16 protein-coding genes are annotated in these 16,264 nt (G+C 37.6%); 12 read left to right on the forward strand and 4 right to left on the reverse strand.

The genetic code is table 11. The annotated features are described in order from the left end of the window. Positions 1-7 precede the first annotated feature (7 nt). From A6B40_RS01065 to yciH, 10 genes are all read left to right on the forward strand, one after another. On the forward strand, positions 8-313 hold the full coding sequence (locus A6B40_RS01065; RefSeq protein WP_025217238.1) for an integration host factor subunit alpha: 306 nt from the start codon (positions 8-10) through the stop codon (positions 311-313). Between the two features lie 26 nt (positions 314-339). Beyond that, a complete protein-coding gene (locus A6B40_RS01070; protein ID WP_025247653.1) occupies positions 340-864 on the forward strand; it encodes an NlpC/P60 family protein in 525 nt (174 codons plus the stop codon). Between the two features lie 14 nt (positions 865-878). Further along, on the forward strand, positions 879-1,922 hold the full coding sequence (degS, locus tag A6B40_RS01075) for an outer membrane-stress sensor serine endopeptidase DegS (protein ID WP_138316893.1): 1,044 nt from the start codon (positions 879-881) through the stop codon (positions 1,920-1,922). A gap of 9 nt (positions 1,923-1,931) precedes the next feature. Next, complete coding sequence (cmk, locus tag A6B40_RS01080) at positions 1,932-2,606, forward strand: (d)CMP kinase (protein WP_025217241.1); 675 nt, start codon at positions 1,932-1,934, stop codon at positions 2,604-2,606. A 93-nt stretch (positions 2,607-2,699) separates the two neighbouring features. After that, the gene (rpsA, locus tag A6B40_RS01085) at positions 2,700-4,367 is read left to right on the forward strand and encodes a 30S ribosomal protein S1 (RefSeq protein ID WP_025217242.1); all 1,668 of its coding nucleotides are present in this window, start codon (positions 2,700-2,702) and stop codon (positions 4,365-4,367) included. 125 nt (positions 4,368-4,492) lie between these two features. Next, positions 4,493-4,774: an integration host factor subunit beta gene (locus tag A6B40_RS01090; protein ID WP_025217243.1), complete on the forward strand. Its 282-nt coding sequence runs from the start codon at positions 4,493-4,495 to the stop codon at positions 4,772-4,774. 22 nt (positions 4,775-4,796) lie between these two features. After that, a complete protein-coding gene (locus A6B40_RS01095) occupies positions 4,797-5,084 on the forward strand; it encodes a LapA family protein (protein ID WP_025247657.1) in 288 nt (95 codons plus the stop codon). 3 nt (positions 5,085-5,087) lie between these two features. Continuing rightward, positions 5,088-6,281 carry a lipopolysaccharide assembly protein LapB gene (gene lapB / locus A6B40_RS01100; protein ID WP_025217245.1) on the forward strand — a complete coding sequence of 398 codons (1,194 nt, stop codon included), beginning with the start codon at positions 5,088-5,090 and terminating at the stop codon, positions 6,279-6,281. 20 nt (positions 6,282-6,301) lie between these two features. Beyond that, positions 6,302-6,997 carry an orotidine-5'-phosphate decarboxylase gene (gene pyrF / locus A6B40_RS01105; protein ID WP_025217246.1) on the forward strand — a complete coding sequence of 232 codons (696 nt, stop codon included), beginning with the start codon at positions 6,302-6,304 and terminating at the stop codon, positions 6,995-6,997. 67 nt (positions 6,998-7,064) lie between these two features. Continuing rightward, positions 7,065-7,376, forward strand: coding sequence for a stress response translation initiation inhibitor YciH (gene yciH / locus A6B40_RS01110; protein ID WP_138316895.1), 312 nt, complete (start codon positions 7,065-7,067; stop codon positions 7,374-7,376). Positions 7,377-7,416: 40 nt separating this feature from the next. Here the strand turns inward: yciH and ushA are convergent, their stop codons facing one another. Together ushA and A6B40_RS01120 are read right to left on the reverse strand one after the other, a co-directional pair. Continuing rightward, on the reverse strand, positions 7,417-9,060 hold the full coding sequence (gene ushA / locus A6B40_RS01115) for a bifunctional UDP-sugar hydrolase/5'-nucleotidase UshA (RefSeq protein ID WP_176671305.1): 1,644 nt from the start codon (positions 9,058-9,060) through the stop codon (positions 7,417-7,419). A 38-nt stretch (positions 9,061-9,098) separates the two neighbouring features. Further along, positions 9,099-9,461 (reverse strand): diacylglycerol kinase, encoded by a 363-nt coding sequence (locus A6B40_RS01120; RefSeq protein ID WP_025217249.1) that lies wholly within the window; start codon positions 9,459-9,461, stop codon positions 9,099-9,101. Positions 9,462-9,715: 254 nt separating this feature from the next. Here A6B40_RS01120 and sstT point away from each other — a divergent pair, with 254 nt between their 5' ends. Beyond that, positions 9,716-10,924, forward strand: a complete 1,209-nt coding sequence (sstT, locus tag A6B40_RS01125; RefSeq protein ID WP_025247662.1) for a serine/threonine transporter SstT — start codon at positions 9,716-9,718, stop codon at positions 10,922-10,924. A gap of 132 nt (positions 10,925-11,056) precedes the next feature. Next, positions 11,057-13,342 (forward strand): DNA internalization-related competence protein ComEC/Rec2, encoded by a 2,286-nt coding sequence (locus A6B40_RS01130; protein ID WP_176671306.1) that lies wholly within the window; start codon positions 11,057-11,059, stop codon positions 13,340-13,342. A gap of 28 nt (positions 13,343-13,370) precedes the next feature. Here A6B40_RS01130 and hcr read toward each other — a convergent pair whose 3' ends face one another. Then, positions 13,371-14,390 (reverse strand): NADH oxidoreductase, encoded by a 1,020-nt coding sequence (gene hcr / locus A6B40_RS01135; protein ID WP_176671307.1) that lies wholly within the window; start codon positions 14,388-14,390, stop codon positions 13,371-13,373. A gap of 71 nt (positions 14,391-14,461) precedes the next feature. Continuing rightward, the gene (hcp, locus tag A6B40_RS01140; protein WP_025217253.1) at positions 14,462-16,117 is read right to left on the reverse strand and encodes a hydroxylamine reductase; all 1,656 of its coding nucleotides are present in this window, start codon (positions 16,115-16,117) and stop codon (positions 14,462-14,464) included. Between the last annotated feature and the right edge of the window lie 147 nt (positions 16,118-16,264).

The following is a 16,264-nucleotide window of genomic DNA, read 5'->3' on the forward strand; positions in this document are numbered from 1 at the left end:
ATCAATTATGGCACTTACCAAGATTGAAATTGCAGAAAATCTGGTAGAAAAATTAGGTTTAGAAAAGCGTGTTGCAAAGCAATTAATTGAACTATTTTTTGAAGAAATTCGTAGTTCTCTTGAAAATGGAGAGGAAGTGAAATTATCTGGCTTTGGTAATTTTTCACTTCGAGAGAAAAATGCTCGCCCGGGCCGAAATCCGAAAACAGGTGAAGATGTTGCTGTATCGGCTCGTAGGGTTGTCGTGTTTAAGGCCGGGCAAAAATTACGTGATCGTGTTGAGCAAGCAAACCCTGAATCAGAAACAAATTAAGTCTAAATGCTCAAATGGAGTATTCAATGAAATTAACTAAAAAATGGTTATCTTTAGGATTTATTTTAGCTAGTGTAATTGTATTATCTGGATGTTCTAGTTCAGACACTTCGGCTTCTAAAGCACAGGCAAGAAGTAAAATTTACCACTCGGCATATCATACAGATCTTGCTGATCCTATTATGGCAATTAGCCGTTTAAGTGAGCATCAACACGAGTGGAAAGGTACTCGTTATCGCTTAGGTGGTAATAATAAATCAGGTATTGATTGTTCGGGATTTATGCAAGTGACATTTAGAGATCTATTTGGGATTAGCTTGCCAAGAACAACGAAAGATCAAGCTAAAGAAGGCCAACGTATCTCTAAAAAAGATTTACGAACAGGTGATTTAGTATTTTTTAATACAGGAAGAGGCCCGAATGGCAAGCATGTAGGTGTTTATGTTAAAAAAGGGCAATTCCTACATGCTTCAACTAAAGGTGGGGTAATTTATTCAGATTTAGAATCACCTTATTGGTCAAAAGTATTCTGGCAGGCTCGCCGTTTATAATATAGGGCAATAAAATGCTGAAAAAAATCGGACAAGCGGTCGTTTTTGGACTTTTTTGTGCAATTTTAATTTTGTTTGTGGCTCCCCTTTTCCAAGGTAAAGGGAATACATTCCCATTAACGGCATTCAAACAACCAGATATAGTGAGTTATAGTGAGGCAGTTAAAATAGCGTCTCCTGCAGTTGTGAATGTGTATAGTCGAAATCTAAGTGATGATAATGAAGGATTCGAGGTAAAAAATCTAGGCTCTGGTGTCATCATGAGTAGTGATGGTTATATTCTCACAAATAAACACGTTATCGAGGGGGCTGATCAAATTGTTATTGCGTTGCAAAACGGTTTAATTTCAACTAATGCTCGGTTAGTTGGTGATGATTCATTAACTGATGTAGCAGTATTGAAAATTGATGCAGAAAATTTACCGACTATTCCGCAAAACCCGGAGAGAGCATTAGGGATCGGTGATGTTGTTTTAGCTATTGGTAATCCATTAAATTTAGGTCAGAGTACTACTCAAGGTATTGTTAGTGCAATTGGGCGTAAAACTTTAACAGAAAGTGGTAGACAGAATTTTATTCAAACAGATGTTTCTATTAATCAAGGCAATTCAGGTGGAGCATTGATTAATACTGCGGGCGAATTGATTGGTATTAATACATTACGATTTGGTAAAAATACCAATGAATTATCTGAAGGATTAAATTTCGCAATTCCAATTACGCTTGCAAACCAGATTATGAATAAAATTATTCGTGATGGTAGAGTTATTCGAGCCTATTTTGGTGTGAGTACAGATCTCCTTGATACTGCGAAAATGCAAGGCTATGAGAAAGGGGTAATTATTGCTAATGTAGATAAAAATGGTCCTGCGGCTCAAGCTGGTATTCAAGCTGGGGATTTAGTATTGAAAGTAGGAGATGTTGAGGCGCTATCGCCTTCTCAAATGATGGAAGAGTTGGCTGAAATGAGGCCTTATACTACAGTAAAAGTAGTAGTGCAGAGAGGAGAGCAATTGCTTGATTTTGATGTAACTATTACTGAATTAGAAGCACAATAAAGGTAAAAAATGGAAAATATTGTAATTACAGTAGATGGCCCTAGTGGTGCGGGGAAGGGAACATTGTGTCATGCTCTCGCAGAAAAGTTAGGCTTTAATTTCTTAGATTCCGGGGCGTTGTATCGCATTACAGCATTGAGCGCGGTAAAAAAAGGTGTGGCTCTTGATGATGAAGCAAAACTAGCCGAAATCGGACGTAACTTGGATATTCAATTTTTACCTGAAAACGGCGAAATCAAAGTGATTTTAGACGGTGAAAATGTTGGCGATCAAATCCGCACTGCACAGGCGGGTCAAAATGCGTCAAAAGTTGCCGCTTTTCCGTTAGTGCGAGAAGCATTATTAGAGCGTCAACGAGCTTTTAGTAGCGAAAAAGGCTTAATTGCAGACGGCAGAGATATGGGGACGGTAGTCTTTCCAAATGCTCAAATTAAGCTCTTTTTAGACGCAAGTGCGGAAGAACGCACAAAAAGACGTGTAAAACAGTTGCAAGAAAAGGGATTTAATGCTAACTTTGACGAGATTTTAGCCGAGATAAAAGAACGTGACTTTCGGGACAGAAATCGTGCGGTTGCCCCCCTTGTTCCGGCTAAAGATGCGTTGTTGTTAGATTCCACGCATTTATCTATTGATGATGTGATTAAACAAGCGTTAGACCACATCGCTCAATATATTAAAATTTAATTTTTTCGGTCTTACATAGGATTTGTTTGGCTTTTATTACCAACCCCGTTTAGCAGGATGTTAAATGGATGTTTATTATATAGAAGATTTATTATGTCAGAATTATCGTTTGCTCAACTACTTGAAGAATCATTTGCAGCTACACCACGTTTAGGTGATGTTGTTAAAGGTACTGTTGTTGCTATCCAAAAAGGTTTAGTGATTGTTGATACAGGTTTCAAATCTGAATCTGCAATTGACGCTTCAGAATTTACAAACGCACAAGGCGAATTAGAAGTTCAAGTTGGCGATGAAGTAGATGTTGTTCTTAAAGCTGTAGAAGATGGCTTCGGTGCAACAGTAGTTTCTCGTGGTGATGCAAAACGTAACGAAGCTTGGATTGCTTTAGAGAAAGCATTCGAAGAACAAGCTACCGTTATCGGTTTCGTAAATGGTAAAGTAAAAGGCGGTTTCACTGTTGAATTAAACGGTGTGCGTGCGTTCTTACCAGGTTCATTAGTTGATACTCGTCCGGTTCGTGATTCTTTAAACCTAGAAGGTAAAGAGTACGAGTTCAAAGTAATCAAATTAGACCAAAAACGTAACAACGTGGTAGTTTCTCGTCGTGCTGTTATCGAAACAGAAAGCAACCAAGATCGTGATGCAGTATTAGCGAACTTAGTTGAAGGTTCTGAAGTTAAAGGTACTGTTAAAAACTTAACTGACTACGGTGCATTCGTTGATTTAGGCGGTGTTGACGGTTTATTACATATTACTGATATGGCATGGAAACGTGTTAAACACCCAAGCGAAGTGGTTAACGTAGGTGATGAAGTTACTGTTAAAGTATTAAAATTCGATAAAGAGAAAACTCGTGTATCATTAGGCTTAAAACAATTAGGTCAAGATCCATGGGCTGTGATTGCTGAAAACCACCCAGTAAACAGCAAATTAACAGGTAAAGTAACTAACTTAACTGACTATGGTTGCTTTGTTGAAATTTTAGACGGTGTTGAAGGTTTAGTTCACGTTTCAGAAATGGATTGGACTAACAAAAACATCCACCCATCTAAAGTGGTTAACGTAGGTGATGTTGTTGAAGTAATGGTGCTTGAAGTTGATGAAGAGCGTCGTCGTATCTCATTAGGTTTAAAACAATGCAAAGCAAACCCTTGGGAACAATTCGCAGCAACTCACAACAAAAACGATAAAGTATCAGGTAAAATCAAATCAATCACTGATTTCGGTATCTTCATCGGTTTAGAAGGTGGTATTGACGGTTTAGTTCACTTATCTGACATTTCTTGGAATGTTTCAGGTGAAGAAGCAGTTCGTAACTACAAAAAAGGTGACGAAGTAGAAGCGGTTGTTTTACAAGTTGATGCAGTAAAAGAGCGTATCTCTTTAGGTATCAAACAGTTAGAATCTGATCCGTTCACAAATTTCCTAGATAGCACGAAAAAAGGCGCAATCTTAGAAGGTAAAGTTGTTGAAGTTGATGCAAAAGGCGTTAAAGTTGAATTAGACGGTGGCGTTGAAGCATTCATCCGCGCAAACGAAGCAACAGCTGAGCGTGTAGAAGACATCACTACAGTTATTTCTGTTGGTGATTCAATTGAAGCAAAATACACAGGTGTTGACCGTAAAGCTCGTGTAGTTAACTTGTCTGTTCGTGCGAAAAATGAAGCTGAAGAATCAGCAGCAATCGCACAAGTGAACAAAGAAGAGATTGCTGTACCAAATGCATTTGCTGAAGCTTTCAAAGCGGCTAAAGGTGAATAATTAGTACTTAACTAATCTCAAATGGGTATGTTTAATACATACCCATTTAAACTTAAGATGACAATTTTCAATACTTATTTAATAAGTAGGTATTTAAAGTTGAATTGATTCTAGCAGGAAGAATAATGACTAAATCTGAATTAATTGAGAGTTTAGCATCTAAAAATCCAAACTTACCGTTAAAAACGGTAGAGGGTGCTGTAAAAGAAATTTTAGAGCATTTAACCGCAACTTTAGAAAAAGCGGAAAGAGTAGAAATAAGAGGATTTGGTAGTTTCTCTTTACACTATCGTCAACCACGTTTAGGTCGTAATCCTAAAACAGGTGAGAGTGTATTACTAACAGCAAAATATGTGCCTCACTTTAAAGCGGGTAAAGAGTTAAAAGAGAGGGTAGATCTACTTTAAATAGTTATCTGAAGGAGATTATATGATTAAGTATATTTTAGGTCTTTTAATTGTTGTTTCTGTCGTGATTGTTACTATTACGATTGGAGCAAATAATGACCAGCTTATTACATTTAACTATATTGTTGCCCAAAGTGAATTGCGTCTATCCACATTAGTTGCTATTTTATTTGGCTTAGGGTTAATTTTAGGCTGGTTAGTGACAGGTATTTTCTATTTAAAAGTTAAACTTCAAAATATTGCATTAAATCGCCGTGTAAAACGTCAGACCCAGCAGATTACTGAATTAACTATCCCAAAGGTTGAATAATCAATGCTTGAACTATTGTTCCTTTTGTTGCCTATTGCTGCATTATACGGTTGGTATATGGGGCAGCGTAGTGCAAAAAAGGATCAAGAAACTGTCAATAATAAATTTTCCCGTGAATATGTCACGGGATTAAACTTTCTTTTATCCAATCAACAGGAAAAAGCGGTTGATCTTTTCCTTTCTATGCTACAAAAGCAAGAGTCTGAAAACCAGATTTCAACAGAATCCCAATTTGAAGCAGAATTAACATTAGGTAATCTCTTTCGCTCTCGAGGCGAAGTAGATAGAGCTTTACGCATTCACCAAGCATTAGTGAATAGCCCGGATTATTCTTTCGAGCAAAAATTGCTGGCAAAGCAACAACTTGCGAAAGATTTTATGGTTGCGGGTTTTTATGATCGAGCAGAGAATTATTATATTGCGTTAATAGACGAGCCAGAGTTTGCAACGCACTCTTTAGCTCAACTAACAATTATTTATCAAAAAACCCGTGAGTGGAAGAATGCGATTAATGTTTCTGAAAAATTATTAAAAATTGCCCCTGAAACAGATAAAATTCCACTTTCTCATTTCTATTGTGAATATGCTCAAGCGGTTAAATTTGACGATAAAAATGCATTTATTGAAGCCTTAAACAAAGCATTAGAATACTATCCTCAATCGACTCGAGCTTCAATGATGTTAGGCGATTTTTATTTAGAACAGGAAGAGTATCCTAAGGCGTTAATTTATTTTGAGCAAATTTTGCAGCAAGATCCTGATTATATCAGCGAAGTTTTAACCAGGGTTAAACGGGCATACCTCGCTCTAAATGATATGCATAGCTATGAATTATTTCTTATTAGAGCGAATCAAGTAAAGCATAATGGAAGTGTTGATATTGCATTAACAGAATTTATTGAAGAAAAAGATGGGATAAATGCGGCACATTCAAAACTATACCAACAATTAAGTAACCATCCTAATTTAATCACCTTCCATCGTTTTATTCGTTATCAAGCAGATTTTGCCGAAGAAGGAAGTGGTAAAGAGAGTTTGGTATTACTACATAATATGGTAGGTAATCAGATTAAACGTAGTTTCCAATATCGTTGCTTAAATTGTGGTTACCAAAGTTATCGTTTAATGTGGCATTGCCCATCTTGTAATCAATGGGAAAAAATTAAACCGATACAAAGTATCGATGGTCTTATCTGATAAAAATTAAGGAGTTCAGTATGAACAATAAAGTCATTGTTGCTTTAGATTATGAAACGGAACGTGAGGCATTGGAATTTGTTGACCTAGTTGAACCATCACTTTGTCGCTTAAAAGTGGGCAAAGAGATGTTTACAACATTGGGTACGAATTTTTTAAAACAACTGCACGACCGTAAATTCGATGTATTCCTTGATTTAAAATATCACGATATTCCAAACACAGTTGCCCGAGCAGTACGTTCAGCTGCTGATTTAGGCGTATGGATGGTGGACTTACACGCTTCAGGTGGTTTAAAAATGATGGAAGATGCGAAAAAAATCTTAGAACCGTATGGTAAAGATGCTCCATTATTGATTGCTGTGACGGTTTTAACCAGTATGGAAGATCTAGATTTATTACAAATCGGTATTAATGCCTCACCAATGGAGCAAGTAATTCGTTTAGCTCATTTAGCACAGCGTGCAGGGTTAGATGGTGTAGTCTGTTCCCCGCAAGAAGTAGAGGTATTACGCACACACTGTGGTAAAGACTTCAAATTAATCACTCCAGGTATTCGTCCTGAGGGTACTGATTTCGGTGACCAACGTCGAGTGATGACGCCAAAACAGGCAATAGAAACAGGTTCGGATTTCTTAGTAATCGGTCGTCCAATTACCCAAGCGGCAGATCCATTAGCGGTACTCAAATCAATAAATCAATCTATTAATGGTTAATAAATAAGGCGGAAATTTCCGCCTTTTTAAATGATACAAGCGATCGTATTTAAGGAAAAATTTGCAAATGACATTAGTTTATTCAACGGAAATAGGCAGAATTAAGCCAGAAATTATGAAAGAAGAACGCCCGAAGGGTGATGGAGTTGTACGCATTCAACGCCAAACCAGTGGACGTAAAGGTAAAGGAGTTTGTGTTATTACTGGGCTAGATTTAGATGATAAAGCACTTAACTCGCTTGCTTCAGAGCTGAAGCGTAAATTAGGCTGTGGAGGTTCATTTAAAGATGGTATTATTGAGATTCAGGGCGATAGTCGTGAACTTATTAAGCAAATTTTAGAAAGTAAAGGCTTTAAAGTAAAATTGTCCGGCGGCTAAAAAAATGGGGAAATCGTTTGATTTCCCCATTAACGTTTAATTATTTGAAAATAATGTCATTTTTCGGATCGTATTTATCTGCTTCAATCACTTTATTTTCTTCAAAGAATTTTTTCAGCATTTCCGCATCAATAAAGCCGGTATTTACATAAGTAGGGTGCTGCTTCAGTAATGGATAACCATCACCACCGGCTGCGACGTAGTCAGGTAAAGAAACTTTATAGGTTTTGTTTTCATCAAATGCTTTACCACCAATTTTTACATCAGAAATGGTTTTTGCATTACGATCAACTACCATTGAAATACCTGCAAACTGTGGATATGCACCTGTATCAACATCTTTCAATGCGATAGCCGTAATGGTATCTAACAACTCTTTGCCTTTTAAATCAACCGTTGCAATCATATTACCGAATGGTTGCACAGTCAGTAGGTTTTTATAGGTTACTTTTCCTTCCTCAATTGAAGTGCGGATACCGCCAGAATTCATAATACCGATGTCTGCTTTTACACGCTCCATTTGAGATTGAGCAATTAAGCGACCGAGATTGGTTTGATGGAAGCGAATATGTTCACGTTTACCGTCTAATAAGCCTTTAACGCTTCCGACCTCAATGTTCAGTTTTTGGTCGCCTTCATCTTGATATTTTTTGAGTAATTGATAAGTGGCTTCATCTGCTTTAATTTCAGGTTGGTAGAGTTGGTATTCTTTTGTACCATCTTCTTTTTTGATGGTTTTTTTCAAGTTTACAGGGATTAATTCATATTTTACTAAAGTTGTTTTGCCGTTTTTAAATTCAAAATCAGCACGTCCAACAAATTTACCCCATTCGCCTGCTTGAACAATCCAAGTGCCGTTTTGGTAATCCGGTTTACACTCTTCTCCCGGTGTGTATTTCGCTTTGAATTGGCCTTTATCATCAATACATACTGTATCGTGAGTATGTCCACCAATGATTAAATCGAAAGCTCCTTTATCTAAAGTGCGAGCCATTGTTACATCGCCCGGTGCATTAGTGCCGTGTTTACCATCAAAGTAATAGCCCATATGAGTTAGAGCAATACGCACATCCGGTTTTTCAGTTTTGTTAATTTCTGTAAGTGTTGTTTTTGCAGTTTCAATCGGGTTTTTAAATACCGCATTTTCAGTTACATCAGGATTACCTAATTTTGCAGTATCTTCTGTAGTTAATCCAACAACGGCAATTTTTAGACCGCCTCTTTCAAGAATAACGTAAGGTTTTACTATAGGCTTATCTGTTTTTTTATTAATAACATTCGCAGAAATAAAAGGGAATTTTGCCCATTGTTCTTGCATAGAAAGTACTTGGAGAGGGAAGTCAAACTCGTGATTACCTAACACCATTGCATCATAACCAACCGCATTCATACCCTCAATATCAGGGCGAGCGTTTTGCATATCCGATTCAGGCACACCGGTATTAACATCACCAGCATTTAATACTACGACTGAACCGCCTTTTTCTTCTACATCTTTGCGAATACCATCAATTAATGTTTTTTGTGCCGCTAAGCCATATTCACCTTTATCGTTTTGCCAAAAATGACCGTGTAGGTCATTGGTATGTAGCACAGTAAAACTGTAAGTTTTATCGGTTTCATACGCCATTGCAGAGACTGAGCCTAGAATAGCGAGAGAAAGTAATGTTTTCTTAAAGTTCATAGAAATACCTCAATAAGTATTAGTGTTATAACAGGGCATTAGAAGAATAAAACCAATATCCAAGTAATTGCCAGTAAAATCATTGATAAAAACACAGCAGCTGAACCAAAATCTTTTGCTCTACCGGACAGCTCGTGAAAGTCAGAACCAATGCGATCAACGACGGCTTCAACCGCACTATTAAGTAATTCAACAATTAAGACCAGCAATATTGTCCCGACTAGCAGTACTTTTTCAATATTCGTTTCACCAAGAATAAAGGCTAACGGAAATAGAATAATTGCACACCACAGTTCTTGGCGAAAGGCAGCTTCATTAATATAGGCAGCTTTTAAGCCTTTCATTGAATAATTTGTTGCATTAATAACACGCTGAAAGTCAGCTTTATTTTTAGGTTTCATAAGTTGTTATGATTAAGTGAATAAGTTAAACGTTATTGTACTGAAAGAAAAATTATCTTTAAGGGAATCTAGTATGAATAAAATAACTTAATCTGAAAATAGGAAAATCCAATTTTTTGCAAAAAAATTTAAAAAAATGACCGCTTGTTTATTCCATATTGGCCGATTTTCAGATAATCTACAAACCTATATTATTAGGTGGATAAATATTATTTATCCTTTTTTATTTTTTGTCTTACAGAAGTGAAATTCTTATGAGTAATTCATTATCTTCAAAAATTCTTGGCGGTAATCTTGTATTACGCATCGCCATTGGTTTGGTGCTAGGGGTATTACTGGCACTTATTAATAAAGATTGGGCGGTGAACGTTGGTGTACTAGGTCAATTCTTTGTAAAATCGCTCCGTGCTATTGCTCCTATTTTAGTGTTTGTATTAGTGTTATCTGCGATTGCAAATAAAGAAGTGGGATCAGACAGCAAATTAAAACCGATTTTAGTGCTTTATGTATTAGGGACTTTCTTGGCTGCATTAACAGCAGTTGTATTAAGTTTTATGTTCCCAACTACATTAGAATTAACTGCAAGTCCGGACGGTTTAGCACCACCGGAAGGCATCGGTCAAATTTTAAAAACGGTGATTTTTAACTTGGTAGATAATCCATTAACAGCATTAAGTAACGGTAACTTTATCGGTATTTTAGCTTGGTCTATCGGCTTGGGTATCGCATTCCGCCACGGTTCAGCAAGTTCAAAGATGTTCTTAAATGATTTAGCAAATGCAGTTTCATTTGTGGTTAAAGTTGTGATTGCGTTTGCACCTATCGGTGTATTTGGCTTGGTAGCAGAAACTGTTGCAGTAAATGGTTTAGATGCTTTTGAAGGCTATGCTCGCTTATTACTAGTATTAGTAGGTGCAATGTTATTTGTAGCATTAGTATTAAACCCATTATTAGTATTTTGGAAAATTCGCCGCAATCCATACCCTCTCACATTTACATGCCTACGTGAAAGCGGTGTCACCGCATTCTTTACTCGTAGTTCTGCTGCAAACATTCCTGTAAATATGAACCTGGCAAAACGTTTAGGTGTGCGTGATGAAATAGCTTCTGTTGCTATCCCTCTTGGTGCAAGCATTAATATGGCGGGGGCTGCAATTACCGTTACCGTATTAACGCTTGCAGCTGCATATACACAAGGTATTCAGCCAGATTTCACAACAGCATTATTATTAAGCGTAGTGGCTTCAATTTGTGCTTGTGGTGCATCAGGTGTTGCTGGTGGTTCATTGTTATTAATTCCATTAGCGTGTAGCTTATTCAACATTCCAAACGATATCGCAGCCCAAGTTATCGGCGTAGGCTTCGTGATTGGGGTAATTCAAGACTCGGTTGAAACCGCTCTAAATTCATCAACAGACGTATTATTTACCACTGCGGTAAGCTACTCTGAAGATCAAAAATAAGCAAACTAATTAATAAGGCAGACTTCGGTCTGCCTTTATTTTACTATTTTTGTGAGCTTGCTCGAAAAATTAAAAATCCTTTCTGAAAACAGACTGATAAAACGGCATACTTAACTAAAAATTGAGTAGCCTATGAATTTAGACCGTTTTTGTATTCTGCTGACGTTACTTCACTTACCAATTCTGTTTTTACCTAAAGCATTTCTGATATCAGGCATTCTAGCTGGGTGTATAGTGATATGTGTCGCTACGTTTTATCGCTCCCAATTAATGGCGTTATTGGGGATTTTTCTGTGTATTGGTTATTTTCAGATTATTCAAATAGTAAAAAATGCAGAAAATCTTACCGCTAGTAAGGCGAAGGTTGAATTTGAAATTACCCAAATTTTAAAACAAATCGATTACCAAAACGCCATCGCTAAATTGGAAAATGGCGATAAAATTTACCTAAATTGGCAAGCAGAACAACCGTTAGTTTTAAACCAACATTACCGTGCAGATTTAACTCTTCGTCCAATATCTGCCCGCAGTAATATCGGCAATTTTGACCGTCAGAAATGGTATTTCGCCCAACATATCTCAGGCACTGCAACTGTCAAAAAAGCAGAAAAATTAGAGACGGAAACTAAGCCTTTTCGCACAAAGTGGCTTAAGCGTGTAAAAACACAGATCTCAGAGCTGCCCACCCAAGGTTTAATACTCGCTTTAGCATTTGGTGAGCGAGCTTGGCTGAAATCATCGCATTGGGAAACCTTTCAAAAAACTGCTACAGCCCATCTAATTGCCATTTCAGGCTTACATATTGCGTTAGCAATGGCATTCGGTTTTTATTTTGCCAAAGGTGTCCAATGGTTGTTCTTAGCCTCTCGTATCTCACTTTTACAAGCGGTCGGATTTTCTCATTTATTTACCAAAATTTTCGGGTTTATATTTGCTTTTGGTTACAGCTATTTAGCCGGTTTTTCTGTACCGACTGTCAGAGCATTGTTTGCAATCAGCTTGGTTTTGCTTTGTCAATTTAGTCGTCGCCATTACACTCCTTGGCAATTTTGGTGGCGGGTGGTGACATTATTGATTGTGCTTGACCCACTGACTTTACTTTCAGACAGTTTTTGGTTATCAATTCTAGCCGTTGCCAGCCTGATATTTTGGTATCAATTTTTCCCACTTTCACGTTTTATCAGCTCAGAAACTTGCAAAAAATTAGCGAAATGTAACCGCTTGTTACTTTCATTATTGCACCTGCAAATCGGTATCTGGTTGATTTTTTCCCCTATCCAACTCTATTTTTTCCAAGGTGTTTCGCCCTTTGCCTTAATTGCCAATTTGCTGATTGTTCCGCTTTATAGCTTCCTGCTTGTACCCCTGATTTTATTTAGCTTATTGAGTGATAATCTCTTTTCCACTTGGCAACTTGCCGATTGGCTCAGTCAAGGCAGCTTAGCATTGCTCGCTCCGTTCACCGATTTTTGGTGGGATCTAAGTTATTGGCAACAATGGCAATTGCTGTCTGTTAATTTATTGATTTTATTGCTGATTTATTGCAAAGCCTATACTTTACCTTATCTCAAATGGCTACAAGCTGTAGCGATAGCATTACTGTTTAATTTGAGTTTTTATCTTAATCTGCTTTTGCCACAGCCGAAAACAGAATGGATTACCTTTGATGTCGGGCAAGGGTTAGCGATAGCATTGATTTACGAAGGCAACAAAGCGGTTATTTATGATAGTGGGGCAAGTTGGCAATCTGCTGACGGTTCCGTCAATTCAATGGCAAAAAATGAATTATTGCCTTATTTCATTCGCCGAGGCATTTCGGTTGAGGCGATTTTTCTGAGCCACGATGATAATGATCATTCAGGCGGTATTACCGATCTGCTAAAAACTTATCCAAATGCTAAATTTATCAGTTCAAGCCGAACGACTTATCAAGATAGGCAACCGGAACCTTGTATTAAAGGGCAACAATGGCAATTGGGGCAATGGCAGTTAGAGGCTATGTATCCTGAAAAAATCGTGGAGAAAGCGAAAAATCAGGACTCTTGCGTTATTTTAGCGAAAAATGACCGCTTGCAAATACTATTAACTGGGGATTCGGGAGCAGAACAAGAGCGGCAATTTGCCTCTGAAGTTGGAAAGGTTGATTTCCTGCAAGTAGGGCATCACGGTAGTAAAAGTAGTACGAGTGAAACTTTATTATCTTCAACACAGCCACAGGTCGCAATCATCTCAAGCGGTCGTTGGAATCCTTGGCAATTGCCTAATAAACAAGTGATGGAGCGTTTAGAACGTCGAAATATAAAAGTATTCAATACAGCGGAAACCGGAATGATAAGAATAAAATTCAAACAAGCGAACTTTAAAATAGAACAAGCACGAGGAGAGTACTCACCTTGGTATCGAGGCTTTATTAAATAAAGAGCCAGTAGATACTGGCTCATTAAAATTAGATATTGACAGAAACATCAGCTTTTACACGGCAACTACAAGCTAACACATAGCCCTGTGCGATTTCTTCAGGGGTTAGCTCGCCTGTTTTTACGACCTCATATTCGCCACTGATAACTTGTGTTTTGCATAATCCGCATAACCCGGTGCGACAACCTGAAATAACAGCTTGTTCTTGAGCTTCCAAGGCAGCTAATAGCGTCATACCAACAGGCACTTCTGCTTTAATTTGAGAAATACCATTAATTGTTAATGTCGTTTTCTCATCTGAACTAATTGCACTGGCTAATGCTGTGTCAAAGAATGCTTCGGTGAAGAAACGCTCTTCGGAACCACCTAGTGATAAAACAATTTCTTTCAATGCATCCATATAGGCTTGCGGACCACAGGTCATTACGGTGTAATCTGCGATATGTGGTACGGCTTTGGCAACAATTTCTTTGCTAATTCGTCCTGCCTCAAAACCTTCAGAGGCATCAACAGATGCATTCATTACTAGATTAAAATGAGGATATTGTGCTTTCAACTCCGCCCATTCCTGTTTAAAGATGACATCCTCAGGAGAATGTACACTGTGAATAACAGTAACCTTTGTTTCAGGACGATTTTTTAATAACCAGCGAGCCATTGACATAATTGGGGTAATGCCACTGCCTGCCCCCACTAATAAATAGTGGTCTGCAATGACGTGCTGGCAAGAAAATTCGCCCATTGGGTTTGAAAACCACACCTGATCCCCTACTTTTACTTCATTATTTAGCCAAGTTGAGCCCACACCGCCTTCAATTTCACGTACGGTAATGGAGACAAAACGACTTTCCCCCGGTGTGGAAGATAGTGAATAAGCACGAGTAATATGTGGTGTATTTTTTATACTTACTAACGCATATTGCCCCGCTTGGTAAGGGTAGAAGTCTTGGGCAATAAAATGGATAGTTGTTACGCCAGGGGCTTCTTTTACAATAGAATGAACTTGTAATTCATTGATACATAATGGGTTTTTATTTGTATTTGCCATTTTTAATATTCCTCGTTACAAGCGGTTATTTTTGGCAATTTTTTGCAAAAAACGACCGCTTGTCTTTGCAACTATTTATTGATGATATGACCAAAATCCTGTTCCGGTGTTGTTAAACCGCTTAAACCGAATTTTTCGTGTAATAACGCCATTACATTATCATTTAAGAAAGCCGGTTTGCTCGGGCCTGAATACACATTTTTAACACCTAAAGCAAGTAATGTTAGCAATACAATAATTGCTTTTTGTTCAAACCAAGATAGCACGATAGAAAGTGGTAATTCATTTAAGCCGATACCAAGTTTTTGTGACAATGTTACTGCAAGCATAATGGCTGAATAAGTGTCGTTACATTGACCAGCATCTAATAGACGAGGTAAGCCACCATCAATAGTACCAAAATCTAATTTATTGAAACGGTATTTACCGCAACCGAGAGTTAACACGGCAGTATCTTTTGGCAGGGCATAAGCTAAATCTGTATAGTAATGACGTTCTTCTTTATCGCCATCACAACCACCAATAACGAATACATGGCTCAGTTTACCTGCTTTTACTAAATCAATTACCGCATCTGACGCATCAATTAACGTTTTACGACCGAAACCTACAGTAATGTAATGTTCTAACTCCGAATAAGGGAAACCATCACAAGCTAAGGCTTTTTCAATTGCTGGAGTAAAATCGTGATCATCCAAGTGTGTTACGCCCGGCCAACCTACGATATTACGTGTAAAAATACGGTCTGCGTAATTACCCACATTTGGATCGATTAAGCAGTTGGATGTCATAATGATGGCACCAGGGAAACGAGCAAATTCTTTTTGCTGATTTTGCCAGCCTGAACCATAGTTCCCAACCAAGTGTTTGTATTTTTTTAGTTCTGGATAACCGTGGGCAGGAAGCATTTCACCGTGAGTATAAATATTAATACCTTTACCTTCAGTTTGTTCTAAAAGTTCTTTAAGATCTTTTAAGTCGTGACCTGAAATTAAAATACATTTACCTTTTACCGGACGAATATTCACGTTTGCTGGCACAGGGTTACCAAAATGTTCTGTTTCACCCGCATCTAACAATGCCATAACCTTAAAGTTCATTGCACCGATGGCTAATGCTTTCTCAAGTAATTCATTTAAATCACTTGGTTGAGTACCTAGCCAGGACATAAATTGGTGATATTCAGTATGAATTTCGCTGTCAAATTTATCTAATACATAAGCGTGTTCAAGATAGGCCGCTGCACCTTTTAAACCATATAAGCATAATAAGCGTACACCATGTGCCTCTTCGCCAATTTCAGCACGATCGATATCTAACGCAAATGCTTTTGCTTGTTCGGCTAGTTGATCAATTGAAATTCCTTTTAATTCAATGTGGGCTAATGGGTGATCAATATTGGTATTAGGTGCAATTTCATTAATTGCTTTGATTAATTCGTTACGATAAACGAGGGCTTGCTGTGCATAACCGACAATTCGGGCGGAATCAAAATTTACATTCGTTAATGTTGCAAAAAATGCACGGGGTGCAAATGCATCAGCTTCAAGATTAATAATATTAAATTCACGTGCTTTTAGTGCCCAAGCAGATAAGCTATGTAACGTAGCAATAAGTAAATCTTGTAAGTCAGACGTTTCTGCTGTTTTCCCACACATACCTTGAGAAAAGCTACAGCCATTACCCACAGGGGTAACCATTGTTTGTTCACATTGAACGCAATACATACATCACTCCAAATTAAATTTAAATAAAAATAACTCTCAATAACCAACTAAAATAGTGGGTTTTTACTGGGAACAATAATAAGATTAGGTGTGAAGAATAAAAAGTAAGATTTTAAAGAAATGCACAAAAATTTGATTTAGTTCAAT

The organism is Mannheimia varigena, from assembly GCF_013377235.1.
GTDB classification, from domain to species: domain Bacteria; phylum Pseudomonadota; class Gammaproteobacteria; order Enterobacterales; family Pasteurellaceae; genus Mannheimia; species Mannheimia varigena.

Coding starts and splice junctions, on each gene's coding strand:
- A6B40_RS01065 (WP_025217238.1), top strand. CDS start 8: ATGGCACTTACCAAGATTGAAATTGCAGAAAATCTGGTAGAAAAATTA.
- A6B40_RS01070 (WP_025247653.1), top strand. CDS start 340: ATGAAATTAACTAAAAAATGGTTATCTTTAGGATTTATTTTAGCTAGT.
- degS (WP_138316893.1), top strand. CDS start 879: ATGCTGAAAAAAATCGGACAAGCGGTCGTTTTTGGACTTTTTTGTGCA.
- cmk (WP_025217241.1), top strand. CDS start 1,932: ATGGAAAATATTGTAATTACAGTAGATGGCCCTAGTGGTGCGGGGAAG.
- rpsA (WP_025217242.1), top strand. CDS start 2,700: ATGTCAGAATTATCGTTTGCTCAACTACTTGAAGAATCATTTGCAGCT.
- A6B40_RS01090 (WP_025217243.1), top strand. CDS start 4,493: ATGACTAAATCTGAATTAATTGAGAGTTTAGCATCTAAAAATCCAAAC.
- A6B40_RS01095 (WP_025247657.1), top strand. CDS start 4,797: ATGATTAAGTATATTTTAGGTCTTTTAATTGTTGTTTCTGTCGTGATT.
- lapB (WP_025217245.1), top strand. CDS start 5,088: ATGCTTGAACTATTGTTCCTTTTGTTGCCTATTGCTGCATTATACGGT.
- pyrF (WP_025217246.1), top strand. CDS start 6,302: ATGAACAATAAAGTCATTGTTGCTTTAGATTATGAAACGGAACGTGAG.
- yciH (WP_138316895.1), top strand. CDS start 7,065: ATGACATTAGTTTATTCAACGGAAATAGGCAGAATTAAGCCAGAAATT.
- ushA (WP_176671305.1), bottom strand. CDS start 9,060: ATGAACTTTAAGAAAACATTACTTTCTCTCGCTATTCTAGGCTCAGTC.
- A6B40_RS01120 (WP_025217249.1), bottom strand. CDS start 9,461: ATGAAACCTAAAAATAAAGCTGACTTTCAGCGTGTTATTAATGCAACA.
- sstT (WP_025247662.1), top strand. CDS start 9,716: ATGAGTAATTCATTATCTTCAAAAATTCTTGGCGGTAATCTTGTATTA.
- A6B40_RS01130 (WP_176671306.1), top strand. CDS start 11,057: ATGAATTTAGACCGTTTTTGTATTCTGCTGACGTTACTTCACTTACCA.
- hcr (WP_176671307.1), bottom strand. CDS start 14,390: ATGGCAAATACAAATAAAAACCCATTATGTATCAATGAATTACAAGTT.
- hcp (WP_025217253.1), bottom strand. CDS start 16,117: ATGTATTGCGTTCAATGTGAACAAACAATGGTTACCCCTGTGGGTAAT.